Origin of the sequence: Rhizobium sp. 62_C5_N11_2, from assembly GCF_051811185.1 — a bacterium.
GTDB classification, from domain to species: Bacteria; Pseudomonadota; Alphaproteobacteria; order Rhizobiales; family Rhizobiaceae; genus Rhizobium; species Rhizobium leguminosarum.
On sequence record NZ_JBPWPW010000002.1, the window covers coordinates 129,372 to 152,349 of the forward strand.

Annotated in this window: 19 protein-coding genes; 6 read left to right on the forward strand and 13 right to left on the reverse strand. The window is 61.4% G+C overall.

The genetic code is table 11. The features are described from left to right. Nucleotides 1-259 precede the first annotated feature (259 nt). The 6 genes from AB8B31_RS24315 to AB8B31_RS24340 all read left to right on the forward strand — a co-directional run bounded on the left by AB8B31_RS24315 (nucleotide 260) and on the right by AB8B31_RS24340 (nucleotide 6,725). Nucleotides 260-1,270 carry a LacI family DNA-binding transcriptional regulator gene (locus tag AB8B31_RS24315; protein ID WP_439007533.1) on the forward strand — a complete coding sequence of 337 codons (1,011 nt, stop codon included), beginning with the start codon at nucleotides 260-262 and terminating at the stop codon, nucleotides 1,268-1,270. A gap of 42 nt (nucleotides 1,271-1,312) precedes the next feature. Then, on the forward strand, nucleotides 1,313-2,587 hold the full coding sequence (locus AB8B31_RS24320; RefSeq protein WP_032983656.1) for an ABC transporter substrate-binding protein: 1,275 nt from the start codon (nucleotides 1,313-1,315) through the stop codon (nucleotides 2,585-2,587). Nucleotides 2,588-2,659: 72 nt separating this feature from the next. Then, nucleotides 2,660-3,511 (forward strand): carbohydrate ABC transporter permease, encoded by an 852-nt coding sequence (locus AB8B31_RS24325; protein WP_018245616.1) that lies wholly within the window; start codon nucleotides 2,660-2,662, stop codon nucleotides 3,509-3,511. After that, on the forward strand, nucleotides 3,508-4,365 hold the full coding sequence (locus AB8B31_RS24330; RefSeq protein WP_018516787.1) for a carbohydrate ABC transporter permease: 858 nt from the start codon (nucleotides 3,508-3,510) through the stop codon (nucleotides 4,363-4,365). The genes AB8B31_RS24325 and AB8B31_RS24330 overlap by 4 nt, the downstream gene beginning before the upstream one ends. A 13-nt stretch (nucleotides 4,366-4,378) precedes the next feature. Next, on the forward strand, nucleotides 4,379-5,437 hold the full coding sequence (locus AB8B31_RS24335) for an ABC transporter ATP-binding protein (RefSeq protein WP_018516788.1): 1,059 nt from the start codon (nucleotides 4,379-4,381) through the stop codon (nucleotides 5,435-5,437). A gap of 19 nt (nucleotides 5,438-5,456) precedes the next feature. Beyond that, nucleotides 5,457-6,725: an MGH1-like glycoside hydrolase domain-containing protein gene (locus AB8B31_RS24340; protein WP_018516789.1), complete on the forward strand. Its 1,269-nt coding sequence runs from the start codon at nucleotides 5,457-5,459 to the stop codon at nucleotides 6,723-6,725. A 13-nt stretch (nucleotides 6,726-6,738) separates the two neighbouring features. Here the strand turns inward: AB8B31_RS24340 and AB8B31_RS24345 are convergent, their stop codons facing one another. The 13 genes from AB8B31_RS24345 to AB8B31_RS24405 all read right to left on the reverse strand — a co-directional run bounded on the left by AB8B31_RS24345 (nucleotide 6,739) and on the right by AB8B31_RS24405 (nucleotide 22,950). Then, nucleotides 6,739-9,366: an AAA family ATPase gene (locus tag AB8B31_RS24345; RefSeq protein WP_018516790.1), complete on the reverse strand. Its 2,628-nt coding sequence runs from the start codon at nucleotides 9,364-9,366 to the stop codon at nucleotides 6,739-6,741. After that, a complete protein-coding gene (locus tag AB8B31_RS24350; RefSeq protein ID WP_113543030.1) occupies nucleotides 9,363-10,487 on the reverse strand; it encodes a metallophosphoesterase family protein in 1,125 nt (374 codons plus the stop codon). Before AB8B31_RS24350 ends, AB8B31_RS24345 begins: the two co-directional genes overlap by 4 nt. 289 nt (nucleotides 10,488-10,776) lie before the next feature. Beyond that, nucleotides 10,777-12,168, reverse strand: a complete 1,392-nt coding sequence (locus AB8B31_RS24355) for an aldehyde dehydrogenase family protein (protein ID WP_439007534.1) — start codon at nucleotides 12,166-12,168, stop codon at nucleotides 10,777-10,779. Between the two features lies 1 nt (nucleotide 12,169). After that, entirely contained in the window at nucleotides 12,170-13,816 is a 1,647-nt protein-coding gene (locus AB8B31_RS24360; protein WP_018245609.1) for an acetolactate synthase large subunit, read from the reverse strand. 248 nt (nucleotides 13,817-14,064) lie between these two features. Beyond that, nucleotides 14,065-14,592 (reverse strand): GNAT family N-acetyltransferase, encoded by a 528-nt coding sequence (locus tag AB8B31_RS24365; RefSeq protein WP_113543032.1) that lies wholly within the window; start codon nucleotides 14,590-14,592, stop codon nucleotides 14,065-14,067. Continuing rightward, nucleotides 14,589-14,867, reverse strand: a complete 279-nt coding sequence (locus tag AB8B31_RS24370) for a DUF1778 domain-containing protein (RefSeq protein ID WP_018245607.1) — start codon at nucleotides 14,865-14,867, stop codon at nucleotides 14,589-14,591. Before AB8B31_RS24370 ends, AB8B31_RS24365 begins: the two co-directional genes overlap by 4 nt. A 154-nt stretch (nucleotides 14,868-15,021) precedes the next feature. Beyond that, nucleotides 15,022-15,900: a DUF6030 family protein gene (locus AB8B31_RS24375; RefSeq protein ID WP_113543033.1), complete on the reverse strand. Its 879-nt coding sequence runs from the start codon at nucleotides 15,898-15,900 to the stop codon at nucleotides 15,022-15,024. 323 nt (nucleotides 15,901-16,223) lie between these two features. After that, a complete protein-coding gene (locus AB8B31_RS24380) occupies nucleotides 16,224-18,338 on the reverse strand; it encodes a carboxy terminal-processing peptidase (RefSeq protein ID WP_113543034.1) in 2,115 nt (704 codons plus the stop codon). A 147-nt stretch (nucleotides 18,339-18,485) separates the two neighbouring features. Further along, complete coding sequence (locus tag AB8B31_RS24385) at nucleotides 18,486-18,965, reverse strand: MEKHLA domain-containing protein (protein ID WP_165403373.1); 480 nt, start codon at nucleotides 18,963-18,965, stop codon at nucleotides 18,486-18,488. A 130-nt stretch (nucleotides 18,966-19,095) separates the two neighbouring features. Then, a complete protein-coding gene (locus AB8B31_RS24390; RefSeq protein ID WP_113543036.1) occupies nucleotides 19,096-20,286 on the reverse strand; it encodes a M20 aminoacylase family protein in 1,191 nt (396 codons plus the stop codon). 71 nt (nucleotides 20,287-20,357) lie between these two features. After that, nucleotides 20,358-21,137: an amino acid ABC transporter ATP-binding protein gene (locus AB8B31_RS24395; protein ID WP_018245602.1), complete on the reverse strand. Its 780-nt coding sequence runs from the start codon at nucleotides 21,135-21,137 to the stop codon at nucleotides 20,358-20,360. Further along, nucleotides 21,134-22,063 carry an amino acid ABC transporter permease gene (locus tag AB8B31_RS24400; RefSeq protein ID WP_018516797.1) on the reverse strand — a complete coding sequence of 310 codons (930 nt, stop codon included), beginning with the start codon at nucleotides 22,061-22,063 and terminating at the stop codon, nucleotides 21,134-21,136. The genes AB8B31_RS24395 and AB8B31_RS24400 overlap by 4 nt, the downstream gene beginning before the upstream one ends. Beyond that, nucleotides 22,060-22,950, reverse strand: coding sequence for an ABC transporter substrate-binding protein (locus AB8B31_RS24405; RefSeq protein ID WP_026188692.1), 891 nt, complete (start codon nucleotides 22,948-22,950; stop codon nucleotides 22,060-22,062). The genes AB8B31_RS24400 and AB8B31_RS24405 overlap by 4 nt, the downstream gene beginning before the upstream one ends. Nucleotides 22,951-22,978 lie beyond the last annotated feature (28 nt).

Below are 22,978 nucleotides of genomic sequence, written 5' to 3' on the forward strand. Positions count from 1 at the left end.
CAAAGCAAGACTTCGGTTATCCCCGCCGCATCGGGAGCGGGACGCGGAGCTACTTTGCGAACTTCCCGAGCGTATCCAGATACACAAGATAGTGGTCCCGCCTAGGCTGCGCTGAAAAGACCCGCCCCTTCGCATATCTCTATGACGTCTCTGCTCGTCTTGAAAGATCATGCGTGCGACATCTGCACGAATCCAAAACGTTTTGGCTTGACTCCCAAAACGTTTTGGAGAATCTTTTTCTCACTTCTGGAGGAAGATCTTGGCCAATCTCAAACAGCTTGCGCAATCGCTGGGACTGTCGATCACCACGGTGTCGCGTGCGCTCGACGGTTACGCCGATGTGTCGGCCGCCACGCGAGAACGGGTGCGCGAGGCTGCCGACAAGGTTGGCTACCGGCCGAATGCTTCGGCCCGTCGCCTCCGCAGGCAGCGCGCCGAGCTGGTTGCCGTCACGCTGCCAAGCGATCCTGGCCATATCGGCCCTCCGCATTTCCTCGATATGTTGTCCGGCTGTGCCGAACATCTTGCCGCTGCCGGCTTCAATCTGGTGGTTGCACCGGTGCCGCGCGGCGAGAGTGAACTCGACATCTGCCGCCGCTTCGTCGATGGCCGCCGCGTCGACGCCATGCTTCTCGTCCGCACCAAGCGGAAGGACGAGCGCGTCGACTTTCTGCAGTCGCGCGGCATTCCCTTCGTCACCAATGGCCGCACCGAAAGCCTGCTGCCCCATCCCTATATCGACGGCGACGGCTTTGCTGGCTTCCGAGCCGCGACGCTGCGCTTCCATGCCGCCGGCCACCGCCGTATCGGCCATATCGCCGGCCCGCAGGAATATTATTTCGCGCATGACCGCTGCCGTGGCTGGCGGGCGGCGATGGAGGAATGCGGCCTTGCGACCGACCTGTGCGCCGAAGGTGCGCCATTGGAACAGGGCGGCTACCTCGCGGCGCTGGAACTTCTGCGCCAACCATCACGTCCGACTGCACTCGTCTGTGCCACCGACGAAATGGCGATCGGGGCACTGAGGGCGCTGCGCGAGGTCGATGGCGGCAACCAGATCAGCATTGTCGGCCATGACGATCTGCCGATGGGCGCCTTCACCAGCCCTCCGCTCTCGACCATGCGCATGACCGGCGAAAACCTCGGCGCGAGCTTCGCCTCGCTGCTGTTGCGCGCCATTGCCGGAGAGCCCGCCGAAGAACTCCAGGAACTTCACGCGATCGAATTCGTCGATCGCGACAGCCATCGCCGTCCCGCCAAGGCGGCATAGACAGAAGTGCATCTCAAACAAAGAACAATGAAGGAGGAGAAGATGAAACATATCATGTCATTTGGAATTCTGGCTTCCACCGTGCTGGCCTTCGCCTCGCCGGTGCTTGCCCAGACGGTTTTCGTGTCCACCCAGCTTCGCCCGATCGAAGAGGCGACCGTCGTCCGCGAGGAGCTGTTGAAGGATGTCGGCTCGGTTGATTACGTGGTCGAGGAGCCGCCGCAATTTGCTGTCCGCATGGAGGCCGAACGTCAGGCCGGCAAGCGCACCGTCAGCCTCGTCGGTGCGCTACATGGCGAGCTCTCGCCGCTTGCCGACAAGGACACGCTCGAGCCACTCGACGATCTCGCCAAGAAGCTGGCAGCGAGCGGCATGCCGCAGTCGTTGCTCGACCTCGGCAAGCTCGGCAAGCCGACCCAGCAGTACATTCCCTGGATGCAGGCGACCTATGTGATGGCTGCCAAAAAGGAAGCGCTGCAATACCTGCCTGATGGCGCCGACGTGAACGCGCTGAACTACGATCAGTTGATCGAGTGGGGCAAGAATATGCAGGAGGCGACGGGCCAGCCGCAGATCGGTTTCCCGGCCGGCCCGAAAGGGCTGATGGCGCGTTATTTCCAGGGCTATTTCTATCCGTCCTTCACGGGGGGTGTCGTGCGCACCTTCCAGAGTGCCGATGCTGCTGCTGGCTGGGAGAAACTGAAGGCGTTGTGGGCCTATGTGACACCGAATTCGACCAGCTACGACTTCATGCAGGAGCCGCTCGCTGCCGGCGAAGTCATGGTCGCCTGGGATCATATCGCCCGGCTGAAGAATGCCATTTCTGCCGCACCGGATGATTATGTGGTCTTCCCCGCTCCCGCTGGTCCCAAGGGCCGCGGCTACATGCCAGTCGTTGCTGGTCTCGCCATTCCGAAGGGCGCGCCTGACAAGGCCGGCGCAGAAAAAATCATCGAGCACCTGTCGATGCCGGATACGCAGCTCCTGACCGCCTCCAAGGTCGGTTTCTTCCCGACCCTGAACGTCAAGCTGCCGCCGGATCTCGACGCGGGCGTTGCCCTTCTCGCCGGTGCGGTTACCGCCACCCAGGCTTCCAAGGACGCGGTCATCTCGCTGCTCCCGGTCGGCCTCGGCGACAAGGGCGGCGAGTTTAACAAGGTCTACATGGACAGTTTCCAGCGCATCGTGCTGCAGAACGAGCCCGTTGCAGACGTGCTGAAGACCCAGGGCGCCACGATGGCCAAGCTGATGACCGACACGAAAGCTGCCTGCTGGGCGCCCGATGCCAAGAGCGACGGCCCCTGCCCGGTCGAATAAATCCGCCCGAGACGCGTCCGGGCGAAATGCCCGGGCGCTCCTTCACCACTCTGCTCGTCAAGGCGGGAGTCGATGACCAATAGCCGACCCTGGATCCCCTATCTGCTGATCCTGCCATCCGTCGCCTTTCTGGCGCTGCTCTTCGTCGTGCCGCTGGTGCAGACGATCTGGCTGGCGGTTTCGGATAATGGTGTGCTGTCGCTTGATAATGCCGAGCGGATGGTCACCGACATCAATTTCACGCGCTCGGTGAAGAACACCTTCCTGCTGACGATCGCTGTCGTGCCGGTGCAGATCGCCATTGCGCTTGCTATGGGCACCATGGTCGCCAAGGTCGGCCGCGGGCGCGAGACGATCCTGTGGATCTGGACGATCCCGCTCGGCATTTCCGATCTCGCCGCCGGTCTCGTCTGGCTGTCGATCCTGCAAAATACCGGCTATCTGAATTCGCTGCTCTTCGGCCTCGGCATCATCGGCAGGCAAGCGAGCTGGCTTTCCTACCAGACGCCGGTCGCGCTCTTCATTGCGATTGCGGTTGCCGAAATCTGGCGCGGCACGGCCATCGTGATGGTCATCATCGTCGCCGGTCTCAACCAGGTGCCGAAGGAATTCAAAGAAGCCGCCGAGATCTTCGGTGCTGGCCCGTGGACGCGCTTCTGGCGCATCACCCTGCCGCTGATCCGCCCGGCTCTACAATCGGCGCTGATCCTGCGCACCGTGCTCGCCTTCGAAGTCTTCGCGGTGGTCTATGCGCTCGGCGGACGCAATTTCCCGGTCCTCGTCGGCGAGGCCTACAACTGGCAGAACCAGAACCAGAACTACAGCGTCGCTGCCGCCTATGCGGTGCTGATCATGATCATCTCGCTTGCCGCCACGCTCATCTATCTGAAGGCCTTGAAAGTCGATCCGGAGCGCCTGCCATGACCACGGACACCATCAGCACGGCCGCAGACACACCCAAAGCGGCCGGCTTCGTCTCTTCACGCCGTTGGCTTCTCTGGAGCGGCATCGCAGCGCTTTGCGCCTGGGTGCTGGTGCCGATCTATCTGGTGGCACTCGGCGCACTTGGCGGTCGCCAAGGCGTCTATATCTGGCCGAAGACCGGTCTTCCCACTGGCATATCGCTGGAGCCCTTCATTCTCTTCCTAAAGACCGAAGGCGTCGCCCAGTCCTTCCTCAATTCGCTGGGGGCAGCCGGCATTACGGTGGCGCTTTCGATCCTGCTCGGCGCGCCGGCCGGTTATGCGCTCGCCCGCTATGATTTCCGCGGCAAGGACAGCTACCGCCTCCTGGTGCTGCTGACCCGCGCCTTCCCGCTGGCAATCCTGGCATTGCCGCTGACGGTCTCCTTCATCCGGCTCGGCCTCTATGACACGATCGTCGGCGTCGGTCTCATCCATACCGTCCTGGCGCTGCCTTTCGCGGCACTCGTTACGCAGGGCATTTTCCTCGGCGTGCCCAAGGAGTTGGAGGAAGCCGCCTGGGTGTTCGGCTGCACCCGCATCCAGGCCTTCTTCAAGGTGGTGGCACCCTTGGCGCTGCCCGGCATCGTCGCAACCGCGGTCTTTGCCTTCGTCATCTCGTGGAACGAGGTCTTTGCCGCCTCGGTGCTGACGGTGCGCAACCGCACGCTGACCGCCTACCTGCTGACCGTGCTGTCGGAAAGCCCGATGCATTACCGTTTTGCCGGGGGCCTGATGCTCATCCTTCCCTCGGTTGTCTTCATCTTCGCGGTCAGACGTTACCTCTTCGCGATCTGGGGCATTTCCTCCAAATAACGGGACCAGAGATATGGCCAATATTGTCATCGACCGCATCCGCAAGAGCTTCGGAGCCTTCCAGGCGCTGAAAGAGGTCTCGCTGACGATCGACGACGGCGAATTCGTCTCGCTGCTCGGTCCGTCCGGCTGCGGCAAGACCACGCTGCTGCGCATCATCGCCGGCCTCGAGACCGCAACGTCGGGAGATGTCCGCATCGGCGACAAGTCGGTGATCGGCTTGCCTCCCAAGGATCGCGGCCTTGCGATGGTCTTCCAGAACTACGCCGTCTTTCCGCACATGACGGTCTATGAGAACGTCGCTTTCGGGCTGCGGATGCAGAAGGCCGACGACGCCAGGGTGAAGGCGCAGGTCGAGAAGGCCGCCGGCCTCCTGCATATCGAGCAATATCTCGACCGCTACCCGAACAAGCTTTCTGGCGGCCAGCGCCAGCGCGTCGCGGTCGCTCGTGCCCTTGCCGTCGAACCGAAGGTTCTCCTGATGGATGAGCCGCTTTCGAACCTCGACGCGTTGCTCCGCCTCGAAATGCGCACCGAACTCAAGACCGTGCTGCAATCGGCGGGGACCACGACGATCTACGTCACCCACGACCAGACCGAAGCCATGGGCCTTTCCGACCGCATCGCCGTCATGCATGGCGGCGTGGTCGAGCAGGTCGGCCATCCTGTCGAGATCTACAATCACCCGGCAACACGTTTCGTCGGCGGCTTCATCGGCAACCCGCCGATGAATTTCATCAAGGTGCCGGTGACGAACAGCCACGTGGCGGCAGGCGCCGAGCAGCTTGCCGCGCCGCAGGGGTCCGGCAATGAAGTGATCCTTGGCCTGCGCGGCGAAGCCGTCGAACTTGCACCGCTGCCGCAGGGTCTCGAAATGAGGGTACGCGTTGCTGAACCGATGGGCTCGCACCTGCTTCTGACCGGCTCGATCCACGACCAGCCGGTGCGCGTCATCCTGCCGGCCTCGGAAACCGTCAAGAGCGGCGACACGATCGGTCTCAAGCTCGACCAGAAGCGCATCACCTGGCTTTCGCCCGAAAGCGGCAAGTCCCTTCCGGCCGTCTTGGCCTAAGAATACCGGAGTATCCGACATGAATATGCATATCGACCAGGCGAAGCGCATCCTCGCCGCCAACGATCGCGGCGGTTATACTGTGCCGACAGACCGGCTCTATCCCTTCCAGTGGAACTGGGATTCAGCCTTCGTCGCCATGGGCTTCGCGCTCTACGACATCGATCGCGCCTATCGCGAGCTGGAACGGCTGGTCGAGGGCCAGTGGGCGGACGGGATGATCCCGCATATCCTCTTCCACGCGCCAAGCGAAACCTATTTCCCGGGACCGAACGTCTGGCGAACGACGCACACGATCCCGACCTCCGGCATAACCCAGCCGCCGGTCTTCGCGATCGCGCTGCGCAAGCTGCATGAAGCCGCGGGCAACGATGCCGAGACGCGCACCCTGCCCCTCTACGAGGCGGCGCTGAGATGGCACCGCTGGTGGTATTCCGCCCGCGATCCCGATGGCACCGGGCTCGTTGCGCTCCTGCATCCCTGGGAAAGCGGCAGCGATAATTCTCCCGCCTGGGACATCGCGCTCGCTCGTGTACCCACCACCACCGATACCCCCGTCGTGCGCAAGGACACCGGCCATGTCGATGCCGACATGCGCCCGCGCGACGAGGATTACCGCCGCTTCATTCATCTGGTCGACACCTATGCCGCCTGTGGCTGGGATCCAGCGAAACAATGGGAAAAGGCGTCCTTCAAGGTCGCCGAGATCCAGACGACCGCCATCCTGCTCAAGGCCGGCGAAGACCTCGAGTACCTTGCCCGCCTGTTCAACCGGACCGAGGACGCGATCGAGATCGCTGCCTTCAACAACCGCACTCGCAAGGCGATAATGGCCCAATGGCGGCCGGACCTTTCGCGCTTCGTCTCGAGAGACCTGATCTCCGGTGAAGATATCGAAGCCGCAACGCAAGCCGGTTTCATCCCCCTCCTCTCGCTGGACCTCGACAAGCAGGTTGCCGACGCCCTGGTTTCGGAAATGAAAGCTTGGTCCAAGGATCTCAAGGTCGCCTTTCCGACGACGAGGCCGGGCATCGCCAGCTGGGAGCCGAAGCGTTACTGGCGCGGCCCTGCCTGGGCGATCATCAATTGGCTTCTGATCGACGGACTGAATCGCAATGGCCACGCGGATGTCGCCGAAGAGCTGCGGCGATCCACCATCGCGGCGATCGAAACGGAAGGTTTTGCCGAATATTTCGACCCGGTCACCGGCCAAGGATGCGGCGGCCTCGGCTTTTCCTGGACGGCTGCCGCCTATCTGTGGCTTGAGCGAGGCGTCGGCGTCGCCTGAGCATCGATCCTCATCAATCCGGCTGCCATGGCTGCATGGTGAGCACATTGCCGCCCAGCTTGGCGAAGGCGCGCTGGCGGCAGGAGAAGACGAGGATCTGCTGGTCGCGGGACTGGCGGTGCAGCGCATCGAACATCCGCTCGATCCGGTCGTCGTCGGAATAAACAAGCGCATCGTCAAGGATGACAGGCGCCGGCCGGCCGTCGCGGGCAAGCAGCCTTGCGAATGCGAGGCGGGTCAGCACCGAGAGCTGCTCCCGCATGCCGCCGCTCAGCCGGTCGACATCCTCGTCCAGGCCGTTGCGGCGCACGATCTGCGGCAGCAAGGTGTCGCCGTCAAACGTGATCGAGATGTCGTCGAACAGCAGGCCGAGCAGCGGGGCGAGTTCGTTCATAACAGGCTTGAGATAGAGGTCGCGCGCGGCCGCCCGCGTCGCCGTCAGTGCCTTGCGCAGGCGATCGAGCACGCCGACCTCCGTCTCGAAACGCTTCACCTGCTCGCGCGCCGCTGCCAGCAAATCCCGGCTTTCCAACCAGTTTTCTTCCACCGCACCGTCCGAGCGGGTGCGGATCTGACCGCCGAGATCGGCAAGCTCTTCGCGAAGCCTGGCAATTTCGCGGCCTGCGGCGTCGGCGACCGAGCGCGCCCTGGCAAGGGCGGCCTCTGCGCCTGCGAGGTCCCGCCCTGTCCTGCGCAAAGGCTCGGCCCGCAGTTCGACAGCATCGACCTGCTCTTTGGCCCTGGAAAGCTTGAGAGCAAGGTCCTGTTGCAATTCAGTTCGGCCGGCTTCGGGGCCGATGACCGCCTCGATGGCCTCGAGTTCCTGGCCAAGCCTGGTGTGCTCCGTCTGCGCGCGCAATATGGCCTCGCCGGCTTCCGTGCGCATCACTGACGCCTCCCGCGCCCGGTTCCGCGATAGTTCGATGCGCCGCGTCGCATCCGCGAGACGGGCGCGCACCTCTTCCGGGTCGGCCTCGAGTTCGACCGGATCCTGGCTGAGTTCGGCAAAGCGTGCGGCGTCGAGGTGAAGCTTGTCAATGCCATTCGGGGCGAGATCCGCGAGCCGCTGGCGCGCCCGCACGAGTTCCTCCTGCTTGTTCCGCGCGGCAATATCGCGCTGTCGCGCCGCTCGCAGACTGTCGACACCGAGCTTGGCAAGCAATGTTTGGCGCGTGGCTTCCGCAGTCTCCAGCGCTCCGTCCTGATCTGCCTGCCGGCTGGAGTGGATGGTCAGGGTGCCGACACCTGTTATGTCGAGCTTCGCGATCCCGGCAAAGCTTCTGTCCTCACCCCCAATCAAGGGCTGGCGGTCCATGCTCACCGATCCGGAGGCATCCTTCAGGTAATCGACCCTGAGCGTGGGAAGACCGATCTCGGCGGCTGCACGCAAGCCGACGATCTTGAGATCCAGCGCTTCAAGCCGCTCGACCGCATCGGCTGGAATGGCGAGCAATGCATGCGCCGCCTCCCCGTCCTCGATCTGCTGGCGCGCCGCTTCCGCCTGTTCGAGACGCAGACGGACCTCGGCCAGTCGCTCTGCGGCGTGGCGTGAACGGAGCGCTGCCTCCAGCCGCGCAAGCAGTTGACGGTCTATCCGCTCCTCCTCTTCGGCCGCCTGCACCTCCGCCGTTGCCGCCTCGCTTTCGGCCAGCGATGCCGTGCGTCGCTTGGCTGCACTCGAGAGTTCTTTCTCCGCCAAGGCGAAACGCCGCGCGAGTTCGCCGCTGCGGTTCAATGCCGTGTGGAAGCGGTCGAATACCTGTTGCGCCTCATCGCGGCGGCTGGCGGCCAAGGTGGCCTCGGCATCGAGCGCTTTGAGTTCCCTGTCATGCAGTTTAGCGGCTTCGAGCACCACCTCGGCATTGGCAATCGCCGTCTTTCGGCCGGCTTCCTCATCAGGGTTTTCCAGTTCGCTCAGTCTCGCCTGCACTGAGCGGCGGCGGTCGAGTGCGCCGTGCAGCATCTCGACCTCCTTGGCCAGCCGGGCCTCCTCCTCCTGCAGCCGGTCACGCTCCTCGAGAGCGGCGGCAAAGCGGCCTCCTGCCTTCGGCCGGAGCGTCGCGGTGACCAGGCGATTGAGTTCGTCCTCGCAGGCTTCGAGCACCGCCGACATGCGGCGTCCGCCCGTCAGCGCCTCCACCTCGCCCTGTACCGAAGACAGCAGGCTTTCGCGCACCCGCTTGTCGTTCTCCTCCTCGCTCTTGCTGCGATTTTCGATGCCGGTGACGCCTTGACGCACCCAGAGCAGGCCTGCCGGGCCGGAGGTTCCGCCGGAAATGAGATCGCCGATGAACGCCTCGGCCTCGTCGGCCTGGGCGACGATCCGGCCGCTGCCGAGATCGGTGACGCTGGCACGCCGTCCGCTATGGAACTGCTTGGTCAGGCGGTAGCGGCCGGCTTCGATCGTGATATCGGCCTCGACGATCGGATTGCCGCCGCTATAGGGGCGCAGCATCTGCACGCTCTTTGGATTGCCGCTGTGCGGTTGGAAGAACAGGGCATGCAGCGCCTCGAAACAGGTTGATTTGCCGTGTTCATTGGCGGCGCTCAGCACATTGACGCCGTCGGTGATTCCTTCGACTGATATGCCGCGGCCGGCGAAACGTTTGACATTGTGGAGGCGAAGGGCGGTGAGTTTCATCGATCGATCGCCTCGCAATAGGAAAACAGGCGGATCAACGCTAGGCGCGCCACGTTCCTGTCGTCGCCGGAACGGGCCTCGTCGAGGCTTTCGGCAAGCAGCAAGTCCGCAGCATCGCGCAGCGCACCGGCTCGATCGATGGTCTCGAGATCATCGCTCTCGCAGTCGGTCCCCAGAAGGGCGGTATCGATCTCCAGATGCGCAAATTCCGGCGCGACCTGCTCCAGCAGGCTGATCATTGCTGTGCGCCCGTTCAACCGGGCACGGCCGGACAGCGCGATGCGCAACAGGGTTTGTCGGCGCGCGAACGGTTCCGGCAACGCGGCCTTCAGCACTTCAACACCGTCTTCCGATGCCAGCAGAGGAAAGTGCAATGTCTGCCAAGAAAAACTGGCGGTCGTCACCGCCGCCGTCGTCGGCATCGCCCCCTGCCCGGCAATGGAAACGACCATCGCCTGCCCCGGCCTGTCATGCTTGAAACGGTCCGGCTCGGGCGCACCGCTATAATACGTCCTGGCGTCCACCGCCACCGATCCGTGCCAATCGCCGAGAGCCATATAGTCGAGGCCGGCCAGCGCCGCGCGGTTCGGCGCAATCACGTTGGTCGCCGTGGCATCCTCCGAAAATTCCTGGATAGGGCCATGGGCGAGGCCGATGCGGATAGCGCCGTCCGGTGTGGCGGCACCCGTCATCCATTCGGTCAGGTCGCGGCCAGGCCTCCTGGTCGTGCAAGGCGCCGGCAGCAGGATGACATCAGGTCCAAGCGGAAGGGGCACCGCTTCCGTCGCCAGGATGACATTGTCGGGCACAACGCCGCGCGCCGCACTCCAGAGCTGGTCCGCCAGCAGTGAATCGTGGTTGCCCGGAAGCAGGACCCAGCGCAGCGGCGTATTCCGGGCCATCTCGCCAAGCGCTTGCCGAAGCACGGCAGGCGTCGGCGTCTCGGTATCGAAGGTGTCGCCCGCGAGCAGGATGACACCAGCGCCATGCTCTCGTGCCGCCGCGGCGAGCCTAGCGATCACGCCATGCCGCGCCTCGCGCAGGCGCCCTCTCAAATCCTCCGGAAGATTGCCAAATCGTTTGCCAATATGAAGGTCCGAACTGTGCAGGAAGGAAAACATTAATCAGCTATGTTTGCGATGCGCTGCGAGCTTTCGAGCATGGCCAAGGACCTCTCGTCCGTAGTTTCGTGATTCCGTTGTTCCATGACAGACCATGCCTCCCGATAACAGGCGAGGCAAGTCGATCCTGGCTGAGCGAGCTGTTATCCAATGCTTGTCTAACTCTCAGCGGTACTCGACATCGCATCGCCCAGCAGCCTCGATGCAAATGCCGCTGGTCCAGCACGCTGGCGAAAGGGTCGTCCATTGTCTTTGTCGGCTGCCAACGGCGACGGAGTACCGACTGATCTTAAGTAACCTGGTTGAACACGACCATCTTGTCGTCGGCCATCTCTTCCATCGTTGAGGGAATGCCGCCGACCCCGTATCCGGACTGTCTGCGTCCGGCGAAAGGCATCCAGTCGGTGCGAAACGCCGTATGGTCGTTGACGAGAACGGCCGATGCATCCAGATGTTTTGCCGCCTTGAGAGCAACCGCTATGTCGGCGGAAAAGACGCTTGCCTGGAAGGCATAGGGCAGCGAGTTGGCAATGCGGATCGCCTCGTCGAGGTCGCGGTAGCCGAAGACGCAAGTCAGCGGTCCAAAGACCTCGAGCACCGACACCTTCGCTTCGACAGGCGGGTTCAGCAGAACCGAAGGCAGAAGCGTCGTATCGGACATCCGCCCGCCGCCGATCTGCTTGGTCCCGGCATCCGTCGCCTCCTTGATCCAGCTCGTGACGCGGTCCGCCTCGCGCGGCAGGATGAGCGGCCCTACCTCGGTTTGTGCAAGCTTGGGATCGCCGACATGCAGGGCCGCAACCTTGGCGGCGAGAGCCTCGGTGAAGGAAGCCAGAATATCTTCGTGCACGAAAAGACGCTGCGCCGACACGCAGACCTGCCCAGCGTGGTAATAGCCGCCCTTGACGACGGTGCCGACAATCGCATCGACATTGGCGCTGCGGTCGACGATCACGGGTGCCGCTCCGCCATGTTCCAGCGCGCATCGGGTGCCCGGCGGCAACTTGCTCTTGAGGTACCAGCCGACCTTTGCAGAGCCGATGAAACTCAGAAACGCCACGCGACGATCGGTTGCGAAGGCTTCGGCAAGCGCATTGTCCTCGGTGATGAGGGTCTGGCACCAGCGTTCGTGGAGACCGGCCTCCCAGAACAGCTTGACGATCTCGATGCAGGAAATCGGCGTCGTTGCCGCCGGCTTCACGATCACAGGGCAACCGACCGCAATCGCCGGCGCGATCTGATGGATGATGAGATTGAGCGGATGGTTGAACGCCGATATCGCCGCCACGACCCCGATCGGCTCCTTGGTGGTGAAAGCCCATCGGTTCGCGCTGGCCGCAGTCAGCCCCATGGGGATTTCCTTGCCGCCGAAATTGCGCAGTTCGTCTGCCGCGTTCACCAGGCCGTCGATCCCGCGCGTTACCTCGATGATTGCGTCGGTCAGCGGTTTGCCGCCTTCGCTGGCGATCATCATCGCAAAGCGGTCGCGGTTCTCCTGCAGAAGCGCCGACGCCTTCCTGAGGATTGCCATCCGCTGATGCGCGGGCAGCCAGCCGTCGCGATCGGCAAAGGTCTTTGCGGCGACCTGAAGCTTGCGCTCGAGCGCGGATGCGTCGTCTGCCGGCAGCTCTGCAATCGGCACGCGGTCGAACGCCTGATAGACCTTCATGGTAGACTGCATCTCAGGCCTCCAGTATCGCGGGGAGCCGCTCGCGAAGCTCCTTCACCAGCACGCGTTCATTTTCCGAGTAGTCGACCGGCACATTCACCAGATGGACGCCACCTCCAGAGAATGCCTCTTCGAGGACCTTTTTGAACTGGCCGATATCGTCGACCCTGGTTCCCCTGGCGCCGTAGGATTCGGCATATTTCACGAAGTCGGGATTGCCGAAGGTCATCCCGAAATCCGGGAACTCATCCACCGCCTGCTTCCAGCGGATCATGCCGTAAGCATTGTCCTCGATGACAAGAACGACGAGGTTGAGTTTCAGCCGGACGGCCGTCTCGAGCTCCTGGGAGTTCATCATGAAGCCGCCGTCGCCGCAGATCGCCATGACACGCCGCTCCGGGTAGAGCATCGAGGCAACCATCGCCGACGGCAGCCCGGCTCCCATCGTTGCAAGAGCATTATCGAGCAGCAGCGTGTTCGCCATCCGCGTCCGGTAGTTTCGGGCGAACCAGATCTTGTACATGCCGTTGTCGAGCGCCAGTATGCCGTCATGCGGCATCACCTCTCTTATATCGTGGACCAGCCGCTGTGGCGTGAAGCGATCCTCCGTCGCCCGCGCGGCGATGCGCTCGAGAATGCGCTCGCGGAGATGAAGAAGCGCCTGCGCGTTTGGCAGCTTGCCCTCGAGGCGATCGGCCAGCGCCTTCAGAGAGGGGCCGATGTCGCCGATGACCTCGGATTGCGGGAAATAGACCTGCTCGACGGTCGCCGGCTGATATCCGATATGGACGACCTTCGGACCGCCCTTGCCCATGATGAACGGCGGCTTCTCGATGGTGTCATGGCCGATCGTGACGATGAGGTCGGCCTGTTCGATGGCTTCGTGGACATAGTCGCGCTCCGACAGCGCCGCGGTGCCCATGTAAAGTTCGGTTCCACCCGGAACCGTTCCCTTCCCCATTTGGGTCGTGAAGAACGGGATGCGCGTGCGGATCACGAATTGCGCGATGTCGGAGGTCGAGCGCGGACGCGAGGCGGCGGCCCCGAACATCAGAAGCGGACGCTTGGCCGCGGTGATGAGCGCGGCTGCGCGGTTAAGCGCCGCCTCACTTGCCGTCGGCAGTTCGAGCTGGTGCGGCGCAATCAGCGCCACCTCCTGGCATTCTTCGGCCGCGATATCTTCCGGAAGCTCCAGATGCACCGGCCCCGGCCTTTCCTCCTGGGCGATGCGGAACGCCTCCCTGACCGTCGTCGGGATCATCTGCGGCGATACGATCTGCCTTGCGAGCTTGGTCAGCGGCTTCATCGACGCGACGACGTCGACCACCTGGAAACGCGCCTGGCGGGATGAGAGGATCCCTTTCTGACCGGTGATCATCACCATCGGCATCGCACCGAGCAAGGCGTATGCCGCACCCGTCGAGAGGTTGAGAGCACCCGGCCCAAGCGTCGTCAGGCAGACGCCGGGCTTGCCAGTCAGGCGGCCATAGGTCGCGGCCATGAACGCCGCCGCCTGCTCGTGTCGGGTGAGCACGAGCTCAATCGACGACTTGCGGATGGATTCGACGACGTCGAGATTCTCTTCGCCGGGAATGCCGAAGATGCGCTCGACACCTTCGTTCTCAAGCGCTGCCACTAGAAGATCGGAGCCTTTGGTCATGGATGTGTGCCCGTGCTGTTTGATTCGAGGCTTCAAAAGGAAGGACCCTTCGAAGATATGTTCTTTTCCGGGCCTGTCCATGCGTTCGGCGGCATCGGCGGTTGTCCTCAATCCCGGTGAGAGTTTGTAGATAGGATTTGGCGCGGGAATAAAAAAGCTCTCCGCAGTTCTGCTGGCAAACAGCTTTGACTGATGATGTGAGGTGTCGCGGTTCGGGCCGGCAGCACAATGGCTTGGCGGCTAAACGGCTACAGGAGCCCCTTGGCCTTGAAGTCGGCGGCGAAGGTGGCAAGCGGCATAACGAGGGTGAGCGGTTTCCCTTGCAGCGGTTCGGCGCCGTAGCTGGCATACCAATGGGCGGCGCGCTCGCTCTTGGCATCGATGATTAGCAGGATCCCGCCGCCCTCGCTGGCGAGCCGCAGGCAACGGAGCGCTGCAGCAGCGATGAGCTGACCGCCTAAACCTTTTCCCGCCACCTTTACGTCGGTTGCCAAGCGCGCGAGCTTGAAGCCTGCGACTTCATGGCGTGCGAGGCCTCTCGTCATCTTCGGAGGCACGGCCTCATGCGTAACGGCAGAGGGCGCGACTGTGTAGAATCCGAGGATGCGATCAGGGTGGGCCTTGTCGATAGCGCAGAAGGTTTTCGCCGCATTCTGCTCATGGCTCTGCCGGGCGAAGCGCCGAATGAATTCGTTCATTGCCGCATCACCGCAACCGAATGAGGCCCGATCATGCGACTTAGCGATCGGCTCTTCATGCCAGACGGGGAGGGTCACAAGGCATCCGGTAGAGCAGAGATCGCGGCGCGTAGTCTCGCGTTTGGTTTGGGCGGGCGTTCAAGCAGGTCGAGGATGCGGATGAAATCGCGGCTCGAAACGGTCTCAACTTCAGCAGCCTGGATGACGGCTTCGGCTTCAGGTACTATCTTATCGAGAATGAAATCGGCCATATCCTTGTTCGAAAGGGCAGCTGCGCGCGCGATCATTGCCTTCTGCTTTGGCGGGATGCGCAGCTGGTAGCGTTCGGATTTATTGTCCGCGGTTCTCGGCATAACTATCTCCTTGATCTCAATATAACGTACACATAGTATGTGTACAAGAAGGTTTAAGGATGATCGCAGCATTCATGGCCGAAATCACCACGGCGGTCTGTTTGGCTGCTCGGATCGACGCTTTCATCGCTCAAAACGATGAAGCCGTCGATGTTTAGCCACAGTTCCAAATTGATCTTGGACTTTGACGGGGGCTTGCGACGTCATTGAGCGCAATTGGCTGATATGGATGCCCCCAAGCGCTCCCTGAAGATGAAGCTGGCAGGAGCACTGCGGGCATTTGTAGCCAGCGCTCAGTCGAAAAATACATCTTGGTCCTCACCTGCGAACCTGAAGTCGCCTTAAGGCCAAGAACAAAATTAAAGATATTTGCGCTGCCGGCTTCACGTGTGAAGCTGAGATAGGAGCCGAATCGTTCGTATTCGACATTTTGAAGGTTTTGGATCGAGGCAAGAGTATCCTCGAAATCACGCCAGCACGCCTGCTTCACAATGATCTCGAAAATGCGTAGGACGGCCGGGGCGAGGCGTCCCTGGGCGTCGGTCGTTGGCCCAATGATCTTGGCGCGGATCTCAAGAATGTCGCCCATTTCATCTCCGCGAACCTTCAGGAAGGTCGAGCTGAGCGGACGCACCTCGTCCCGTTCGTAGATGCGCTGAAAATAGCATTCATAGCTGCGATTGCGCATCGATGCGGCTTTCCATTCGCTCATCTCGATGCCGGCCTCTCGAAGAGCACCGCAAATATTCGGCCCCGAGACGCGCCATATCCGCAGAAACTGACTTGCCAATTCCAGCTTCGGGACCTCGATCAGCTGCAGCGATATCGACATCGGCGGGAGGGTAGAAGGAGCCGCCGGATCAGGGCGGGCGGCTATGCGAGATGATCGGACAGCCTTATTGAGAGCTCGATGTTCATAGGGCCTGACCGGCTCTTTGAGGTGGTGGATTTCGCGATAAAAGACAACGATGCCTGCAAGAAGCAAAACGGGTATCAAAAGCCCCAAAAGCAGAGACCGGCGGTTGCTCAGCAACGGGAAATTCCGGTGCCAAAGCGGGCTGTCGCGAGGAGGATCGACTGCTGATAGCACTTTGTCCACGGCGCGACCTCACGAGAAAAACAGGAGCGGCTGCGAGCTCGAACTCAATCAACCTCGATCCTATTTGCGACCAACCGGTACGGGTCGGCGCGTGGACCAATCAGCCCTGCTGGCGACTCCTTCTCAGGCGAGCAACGGATATGAAAAACGGTACAGTCTGTCCGACTCACCTTCAACACTGCAAGTGTGAAGTCGCGTGTGTCGAGCGTCAAGCAGCAACCCCAGTGGACGGCGTTCGCCCTCTAGGTGTCGAATGACTATTTTCCGTCCGTTTTTCCCGTTTGTTTCGTGGCTGCCTTTAGCATGCCTTCCTGCAAGTCCACCTCGTCGGCAAGAATGGCGGCCGCCTCATCCAGCAGGACGTCTTTGGCGTTCTTGCGGGCATTCTCGATGGCAATATCAGCGCTCAGGCTGCGCTCGCCGGCCTCAAGGCCATCATCTCCAAGATCCTCGCCATCCCCTGCTTCCGCTCGATCCTTGAAGCGTTTCTCGCGAGCCGTCGCTTCTTTGCGACGCTCGGCTTCATTGAGGGAGATGACCCCTTTTTCGCGCTGGGCCTTGAGGTCGGCAATGTCTTTCAACAGGCGTTGGAAGTCCGGATCGCTGCCAACCCGCGCATCATGGCGGCTTTGCAATGTCGGCAGCAGCGTCGTGACAGTGTCAGCGGGCGTGTAGTTCGCGGGCTTGATCTCAGCCCACGGCAGCGCATTGTCATAACTGGTCTCCCCGAAAACAGTCGGATCGGACAGTCCCGGCAAGCCGATATCAGGCGTCACGCCGCGCAGCTGCGTCGTACCGCCGTTGACCCGGAAAAACTGGGCAATTGTCACTTTCAGCTCCCCGAACTCGGGTTTGCTGTTGCGGACGATCTGGTCAAGATCGATGACGGTTTGAACGGTGCCCTTGCCGAAACTGGGTTCACCGACGATTACGCCTCGACCGTAGTCCTGGATTGCCGCGGCAAAAATCTCCGAAGCCGACGCCGAGCCGCGATTGATCAGGACACCCATCGGACCTGTCCAGACAGGCGCTGCAAACTCAGCACTTTTAACCTCGATCTTGCCGTCGCTGCGACGTTGCTGAACGACCGGTCCATTGCCGATGAAGAGACCGGTCAAATCAATTGCCTCGTCCAATGAACCGCCGCCATTGTTGCGCAGGTCAATGAGAACGCTGTCGACCTTTTCCTGCTTCAGTTCGTCGAGAAGCTTGGCGACATCGCGGCTTGCGCTTTTGTAATCCTTGTCGCCTTTGCCCTTGGCTTCAAAATCCTCATAGAATACCGGCAGCGTGATGATCCCGATTTTACGCGTGGCGTCGCCCGCCTTCACGGACAGCACAGTCTTCCTGGCGGCCTGCTTGTCGAGACTGATTTTATCGCGCACCAGGCTGATGACGCGGTGCGTGCCATCTGCTCCGGCATCTGCCGGCAGGATGTCCAGCCGCACGACGGAGCCTTTTTTTCCGCGTATCATCTGCACGACTTCATCAAGGCGCGTGCCCACCACTTCCTTGATCGCCCCATCCTTGCCTTGACCAACACCGGTAATGCGGTCTCCGACCGCGAGCTTGCCGGACAGTTGCGCCGGCCCGCCAGGCACGAGCTCACGGATCGTCGTGTAGTCGTCGCGTTCCTGCAGCACAGCTCCGATACCAAACAGCGAAAGCTTCATCGAGACATTGAAGTCGGCTGAAGCGGCCGCGCCGAAATAGTCCGTGTGCGGATCGATCGACGTCGAATAGGCGTCCATGAACGACTGGAACACGTCGTCGCTTTTGAACTTGTAGGCGCGCTCGAGTGTGTTTTCGTAACGTTTGTCGAGCGTTTCGCGAATAGCCGTGTCGGTTTTGCCGCCGAGCTTCAGCCGCAACCAGTCGCTTTTGACGCGTTTGCGCCAAAGCTCATTGCTTTCGGCTTCCGACTGCGACCACGGCGCTTTATCGCGCAGCACCGCATAATTTTCCTGCGTACTGAAATCGAAGCCCTGCTTCAGCAGGCTGCGCGCGTAGTTCATGCGGTCGACAACGCGCTGTTCATAGGCGTTGAAAATCGCAAACGGGATCTTCAAGTCCTTCCGTTCTATCGCATCGTCGATCTCGTTGCGATCTGACATAAACCTGTCGATATCCGCTTGCAGGAAGAGCATGCGGTCCGGATCAAGTGACTTGATGAACCCATCCATGATCCTGGCCGACAAGGCGTCGTCGAGTGGAACGGGCTTGTAGCTATACCGCGAAAGAAATTGTGCGCTCAACTCAGCGGCTTGCGCCTGTCGCTTTAGCGGCGCCAAAACAGGCGGTGATGCGACTTCAGCATATGCGGACTGTGCAATTGCAAGAAATGCACCAAGGAAAACGTAGGCTATGCGCATGCAGCGTTGATCCAATTCTTTATGCCTGATGTCGATGTGCGATCTATGTGACGCAATCATGGTTTTTTGGCAACCAAGTGGCAAACGATGGTTTGCAAAGCCGCGGAAACATATCCGGCGCGTGGTCGGCGTCTCCGCAGCCGGCGCTCAATCCGCCTGCACGTCTTGCCAGGAGTCGAATGTCGCAGCCTGACCACGACGGTGTCCGCTGCGGTCGACGAGATCCCAGACGATGGCTTTCTCGATATAGAAACGCCGTCCTGACTTGGCGATGCGAAGTCCGCGGTAGTCGGCGATAAAGCCGTTGGCCGCTACGGCATTCAACAACCTGTCACGTTCCGCGCGATCGGGTGCCTCCGCCGAAAGACGCGATGGCAAAGTGATGAACTCGTCCCACGAATATTCAAAGCAGGCCTGAGCAGCGCGGTTTGCGTAGATGAAGCGCGGATCGGCGTCAGTGTTGTGGGCAAGGACAACCGCCGGCGACTGCTCGTAAAGCCATTCGGCACCCTGGCCCTTGGGCGTCAGGCTGCGTCCTACGCTTCGTTCGAAGCTTTCCGCCATCAGTGCGTAAAATTCGAGATCGTAAGACAAGTTGAGGCCGGCGTCGGTATAGTTGGCAGTCATGCTGCCCATCCTGAATTGCGGCGAGAGATCTTGAAGTGATCTTCTCGCTTGAAAAGGGGCTACAAAATCCTTTTGCGCTACAGAAAGTGCAAGCTCAAATGCGACCCGGTCAAGCCCGGCGATCGGGACTTCAGGCGTCGTCCTGCAGGTAGCGCTCCGCGAGCCTAGCCCACATGGCCGCACCTACCGTCAGGCTGGCATCGGCGAAGTCATATTTGGGGCTATGCAGGATGGCGGAATTCATGCCATTGCCGAGGCGCAGGAAGCTGCCCGGCTTGTGCTCGAGAAAGTGCGAAAAATCTTCGCTGCCGGGAATGAGCGGGCACGTCGCGACCTTGTCTTCGCCGATCAGTTCTGCCGCAACGATGCGGGCAAAATCCGTCTCGGCAGGGGAGTTGACGACGACAGGATTGCCGCGATCGTAGTCGATCTCGATCGAAGCATTGTGACCCTCGGCCACCGCGCGGGCTAGCTTCGTGATGCGTTCCTGCAGGAGATCGCGAATGCCAGGCTCGAAGGAGCGCACGCTCAATGCGAGCTTGGCATATTCCGGAATGACGTTGACGGCGTCGCCGGCATGGATCGTGCCGACGGTGATGACCGCTGTCTGGGTCGGATCGAGGTTGCGCGAGATGATCGTCTGCAGCGAGACGACGAGGTTGCACGCCACGACCACGGGATCGATGGTCAGGTGCGGCCGCGACGCATGGCCGCCTTTGCCCTTGATGGTAATCTCGACGGTATCCGACGCCGCCATCATCGGGCCGGATCGCAGCAGGATGGTGCCTTCGGGAGCGCCGGGGTGGTTGTGGAGGCCAAAGATTGCGTCGAACGAAAATCGCTCGAACAGGCCGTCGGCGATCATCGCCTGGGCGCCGCTATTCTTGCCCGCCTCTTCCGCCGGCTGGAAGATCAGCGTCACCGTGCCGTTGAAGCGGCGGGTTCGGGCGAGATATTCGGCGGCGCCGAGCAGCACGGTGGTGTGGCCGTCATGGCCGCAGGCATGCATCTTGCCGGGGGTGCCGCTGGCATAGGCAAGCCCGGTTTCCTCGACGATCGGCAGCGCATCCATATCGGCGCGGATGGCGATGCCCTTGCCACCCTTGCCGGCGCTGAGCCGCGCAACAACCCCATGGCCACCGACATTGCGGGTCACGTCGTAGCCCCAGCCTTCCAGCTTTTCCGCGACGTAACGTGCCGTTTCCGCTTCTTCAAAGGAGAGTTCCGGATGGGCATGCAGATACTGGCGGGTCGCCTTCAGGTCCCCCTCCATGGCTTCGAAGTCGGAAAGGCGGGCATAGGCATTGTCGAGCGTGGGCATGAAAACATCCAGTATTGGTCGAAAAGGACGATTGTTCCGACCCGAGGGCCGAAGCAGCGAGGTGACACCAGTCAGAGAAAACGGGCGAGGAAAGCCTGGGTTCGGGGATGTTGCGGATTGCCGATGACATCCTCGGGCTTGCCCATTTCAACGACATTGCCGCCATCCATGAACACCACCCGATCGGCCGCCTCACGGGCGAAACCGATCTCGTGGGTCACGACGATCATCGTCAGGCCCTGTTTGGCGAGATCGCGCATGGTGGAGAGAACTTCGCCGACCAGTTCCGGGTCGAGCGCAGAGGTGGGCTCATCGAACAGCATCAGCTTCGGCTTGATCGCAAGGGCGCGGGCGATGGCAACGCGCTGCTGCTGACCGCCGGAGAGTTGCCGGGGATAGCTACCCGCCTTTTCCGACAGGCCGACCCGCTCCAAAAGCCGCATGGCGTTCTCGGTTGCGGCCTTGCGGCTTTCTCCGTGCACACCGATCGGAGCTTCGATGATGTTCTGCAGCACCGTCATATGCGGATAGAGATTGAACTGCTGGAACACCATGCCGATCTTGCGCCGCTGGCTGGCGATCCCGTTGCTGGACAGCTTTTCCAGCCGGTTTTTACGAAGGCGATAGCCGATCTGTTCGCCATCGACTTCGATGAACCCCTTATTGATCGCTTCGAGATGGTTGATGCAGCGCAGGAAGGTCGATTTTCCCGAGCCGGACGGGCCAAGCACCACGACGACTTCACCCGGCATGACGTCGAGGTCGATCCCCTTTAGCACTTCGAGCCGGTCGAAAGATTTGTGGACGTTGCGGGCTCTGACGAGAGGTTTTGCAATTTCGGCACCGGTCAATGGCTTGCCTCCTCGGCAAGGGTCTCGGATTTGGCGGCAGCGGCGTTGTTGCGACGTTCGCTGCGCCCGTAATAGGCTTCGATATAGCTCTGGCCGAGATTGAGGATCGAGGTGATGAAGAGGTACCAGAGGACGGCAACCAGCAGCATCGGCACGATCTCGAAGGTGCGATTGTAGATCGACTGGACGGAATAGAGCAAATCGGCCATGGCGATGACGCTGACGAGCGACGTTGCCTTGATCATGCTGATCAGCTGGTTGCCCGTCGGCGGCACGATCGAGCGCATCGCCTGCGGAATGATGATCCGCCACAGCGCCCTCGCCTTGGTCATGCCGAAGGCTTCCGCCGTCTCGAACTGGCCGCGATCGACCGAGAGCAGCCCGCCGCGAATGATTTCGGCCATGTAGGCCGCTTCGTTCAAGGCAAGGCCGACGATCGCCGCCGTCATCGGCGTGATCACCGAATTGGTCTCCCAGCTTGCGAGCGCCGGACCAAACGGAATGGCGAGCGAAAGTTCGGGAAAAAGGGTCGAGAGATTGTACCAGAAGATCAGCTGCACCAAGAGCGGCGTGCCGCGAAAGAACCAGATGAACAGCGATGCCAGTGAACGGGCGAGCCGGTCATTAGACAGCCGGGCGATCGCCAGTCCGAGGCCGAGAACGATACCGATGACCATAGCGACCACCGTCAGGCCCAAGCTGACGTAAAGGCCACTGATCACAGTCGGATCGAAGAAATAGGCCGCGACGACAGGCCAGCCAAAATTCTCGTTATGAGCGACGATCCACAAGAAGTTCGCGGCAATCAGGAGCACGACCACCCATAGGATGAGCCTGCCCGTTTGAAAGGGCTTGTGGGCGTGGGCAACATCGCGGAAGTCCGCACCGCCCAAAGGCGGTGCGCCAATCGAATGGTGATCGCTCATTTCGGCAGGTTTCCGCCAAGATTGAGGCCGGGCTGCTTGATCATGTTGTTCTCAAGACCCCACTTCTTCATGATGGCGGCATAGGTCCCGTTATCCATCAACGCCTTGATCGAGTCGAGCAGAACGGGGCCGAGCGGGGAACCTTTCGGCACGACGGCGCCCTGGTAGAGATCGTCAAAGCCATTCTTCTGGCCAACGCCGCTCAGTTCCAGCTGGCCGTTTGCCTGAGACACGAAATATGTCAACGGTGCCTGCGAGGAGAAGAAGGCATCGGCGCGTTTGGAGCGGACTGCCAGGATCGAGCTCGGCTGGTCGGTGTAGGACTGCACTTCGGGCGCGGGCTTGCCGCCCGCCTTGCACTTTTCGACCTGGGCCTGGATCACCTTTTCGGCGGAGCCGCCGGCCATGACTGCAATGCGATTGCCGCAGGCGCTATCTAGCGAATCGATGGCCTTCGGATTGCCCTTCTGAACGGAGAAGACCACGTATTCCTGAACCCAGTCGATGAAATCATTGGCCTCTTCACGGGTTTTGAAGTCACCGATCGGGCCGAAGGCGAACTGGTATCGGCCGGAATTGATGCCGGCGAGCAATGCGGTCAGTCCGCTGACGGTTTCGTGCTCGATCGTAACGCCGAGCATCTGGCCGATTGCATCGGTCAGATCGGCGCTGGCGCCCGTCAATTTCGTGCCGGTGACGATCTCATAGGGAGGAAAGGAACCATTGTTGACGGAGATCATCTTGCCGTCCGTGCGGATCTTCTCCGGCAGGCGGGCGTGAAGCGCGTCGTTGACGGTCTGTTTTGGTACGGCCGCCTCCTCAGCGAACACCGACGTCGTCATCATCAGGCCCAGCAGGGCGGCGGAAGCGATCAATTTCGAATGCATGTCATTCCCCTTTTTGGTTTTGCGAAAA

Coding starts and splice junctions, on each gene's coding strand:
- AB8B31_RS24320 (WP_032983656.1), top strand. CDS start 1,313: ATGAAACATATCATGTCATTTGGAATTCTGGCTTCCACCGTGCTGGCC.
- AB8B31_RS24325 (WP_018245616.1), top strand. CDS start 2,660: ATGACCAATAGCCGACCCTGGATCCCCTATCTGCTGATCCTGCCATCC.
- AB8B31_RS24330 (WP_018516787.1), top strand. CDS start 3,508: ATGACCACGGACACCATCAGCACGGCCGCAGACACACCCAAAGCGGCC.
- AB8B31_RS24335 (WP_018516788.1), top strand. CDS start 4,379: ATGGCCAATATTGTCATCGACCGCATCCGCAAGAGCTTCGGAGCCTTC.
- AB8B31_RS24340 (WP_018516789.1), top strand. CDS start 5,457: ATGAATATGCATATCGACCAGGCGAAGCGCATCCTCGCCGCCAACGAT.
- AB8B31_RS24345 (WP_018516790.1), bottom strand. CDS start 9,366: ATGAAACTCACCGCCCTTCGCCTCCACAATGTCAAACGTTTCGCCGGC.
- AB8B31_RS24350 (WP_113543030.1), bottom strand. CDS start 10,487: ATGTTTTCCTTCCTGCACAGTTCGGACCTTCATATTGGCAAACGATTT.
- AB8B31_RS24355 (WP_439007534.1), bottom strand. CDS start 12,168: ATGCAGTCTACCATGAAGGTCTATCAGGCGTTCGACCGCGTGCCGATT.
- AB8B31_RS24360 (WP_018245609.1), bottom strand. CDS start 13,816: ATGACCAAAGGCTCCGATCTTCTAGTGGCAGCGCTTGAGAACGAAGGT.
- AB8B31_RS24370 (WP_018245607.1), bottom strand. CDS start 14,867: ATGCCGAGAACCGCGGACAATAAATCCGAACGCTACCAGCTGCGCATC.
- AB8B31_RS24380 (WP_113543034.1), bottom strand. CDS start 18,338: ATGCGCATAGCCTACGTTTTCCTTGGTGCATTTCTTGCAATTGCACAG.
- AB8B31_RS24385 (WP_165403373.1), bottom strand. CDS start 18,965: ATGACTGCCAACTATACCGACGCCGGCCTCAACTTGTCTTACGATCTC.
- AB8B31_RS24390 (WP_113543036.1), bottom strand. CDS start 20,286: ATGCCCACGCTCGACAATGCCTATGCCCGCCTTTCCGACTTCGAAGCC.
- AB8B31_RS24400 (WP_018516797.1), bottom strand. CDS start 22,063: ATGAGCGATCACCATTCGATTGGCGCACCGCCTTTGGGCGGTGCGGAC.
- AB8B31_RS24405 (WP_026188692.1), bottom strand. CDS start 22,950: ATGCATTCGAAATTGATCGCTTCCGCCGCCCTGCTGGGCCTGATGATG.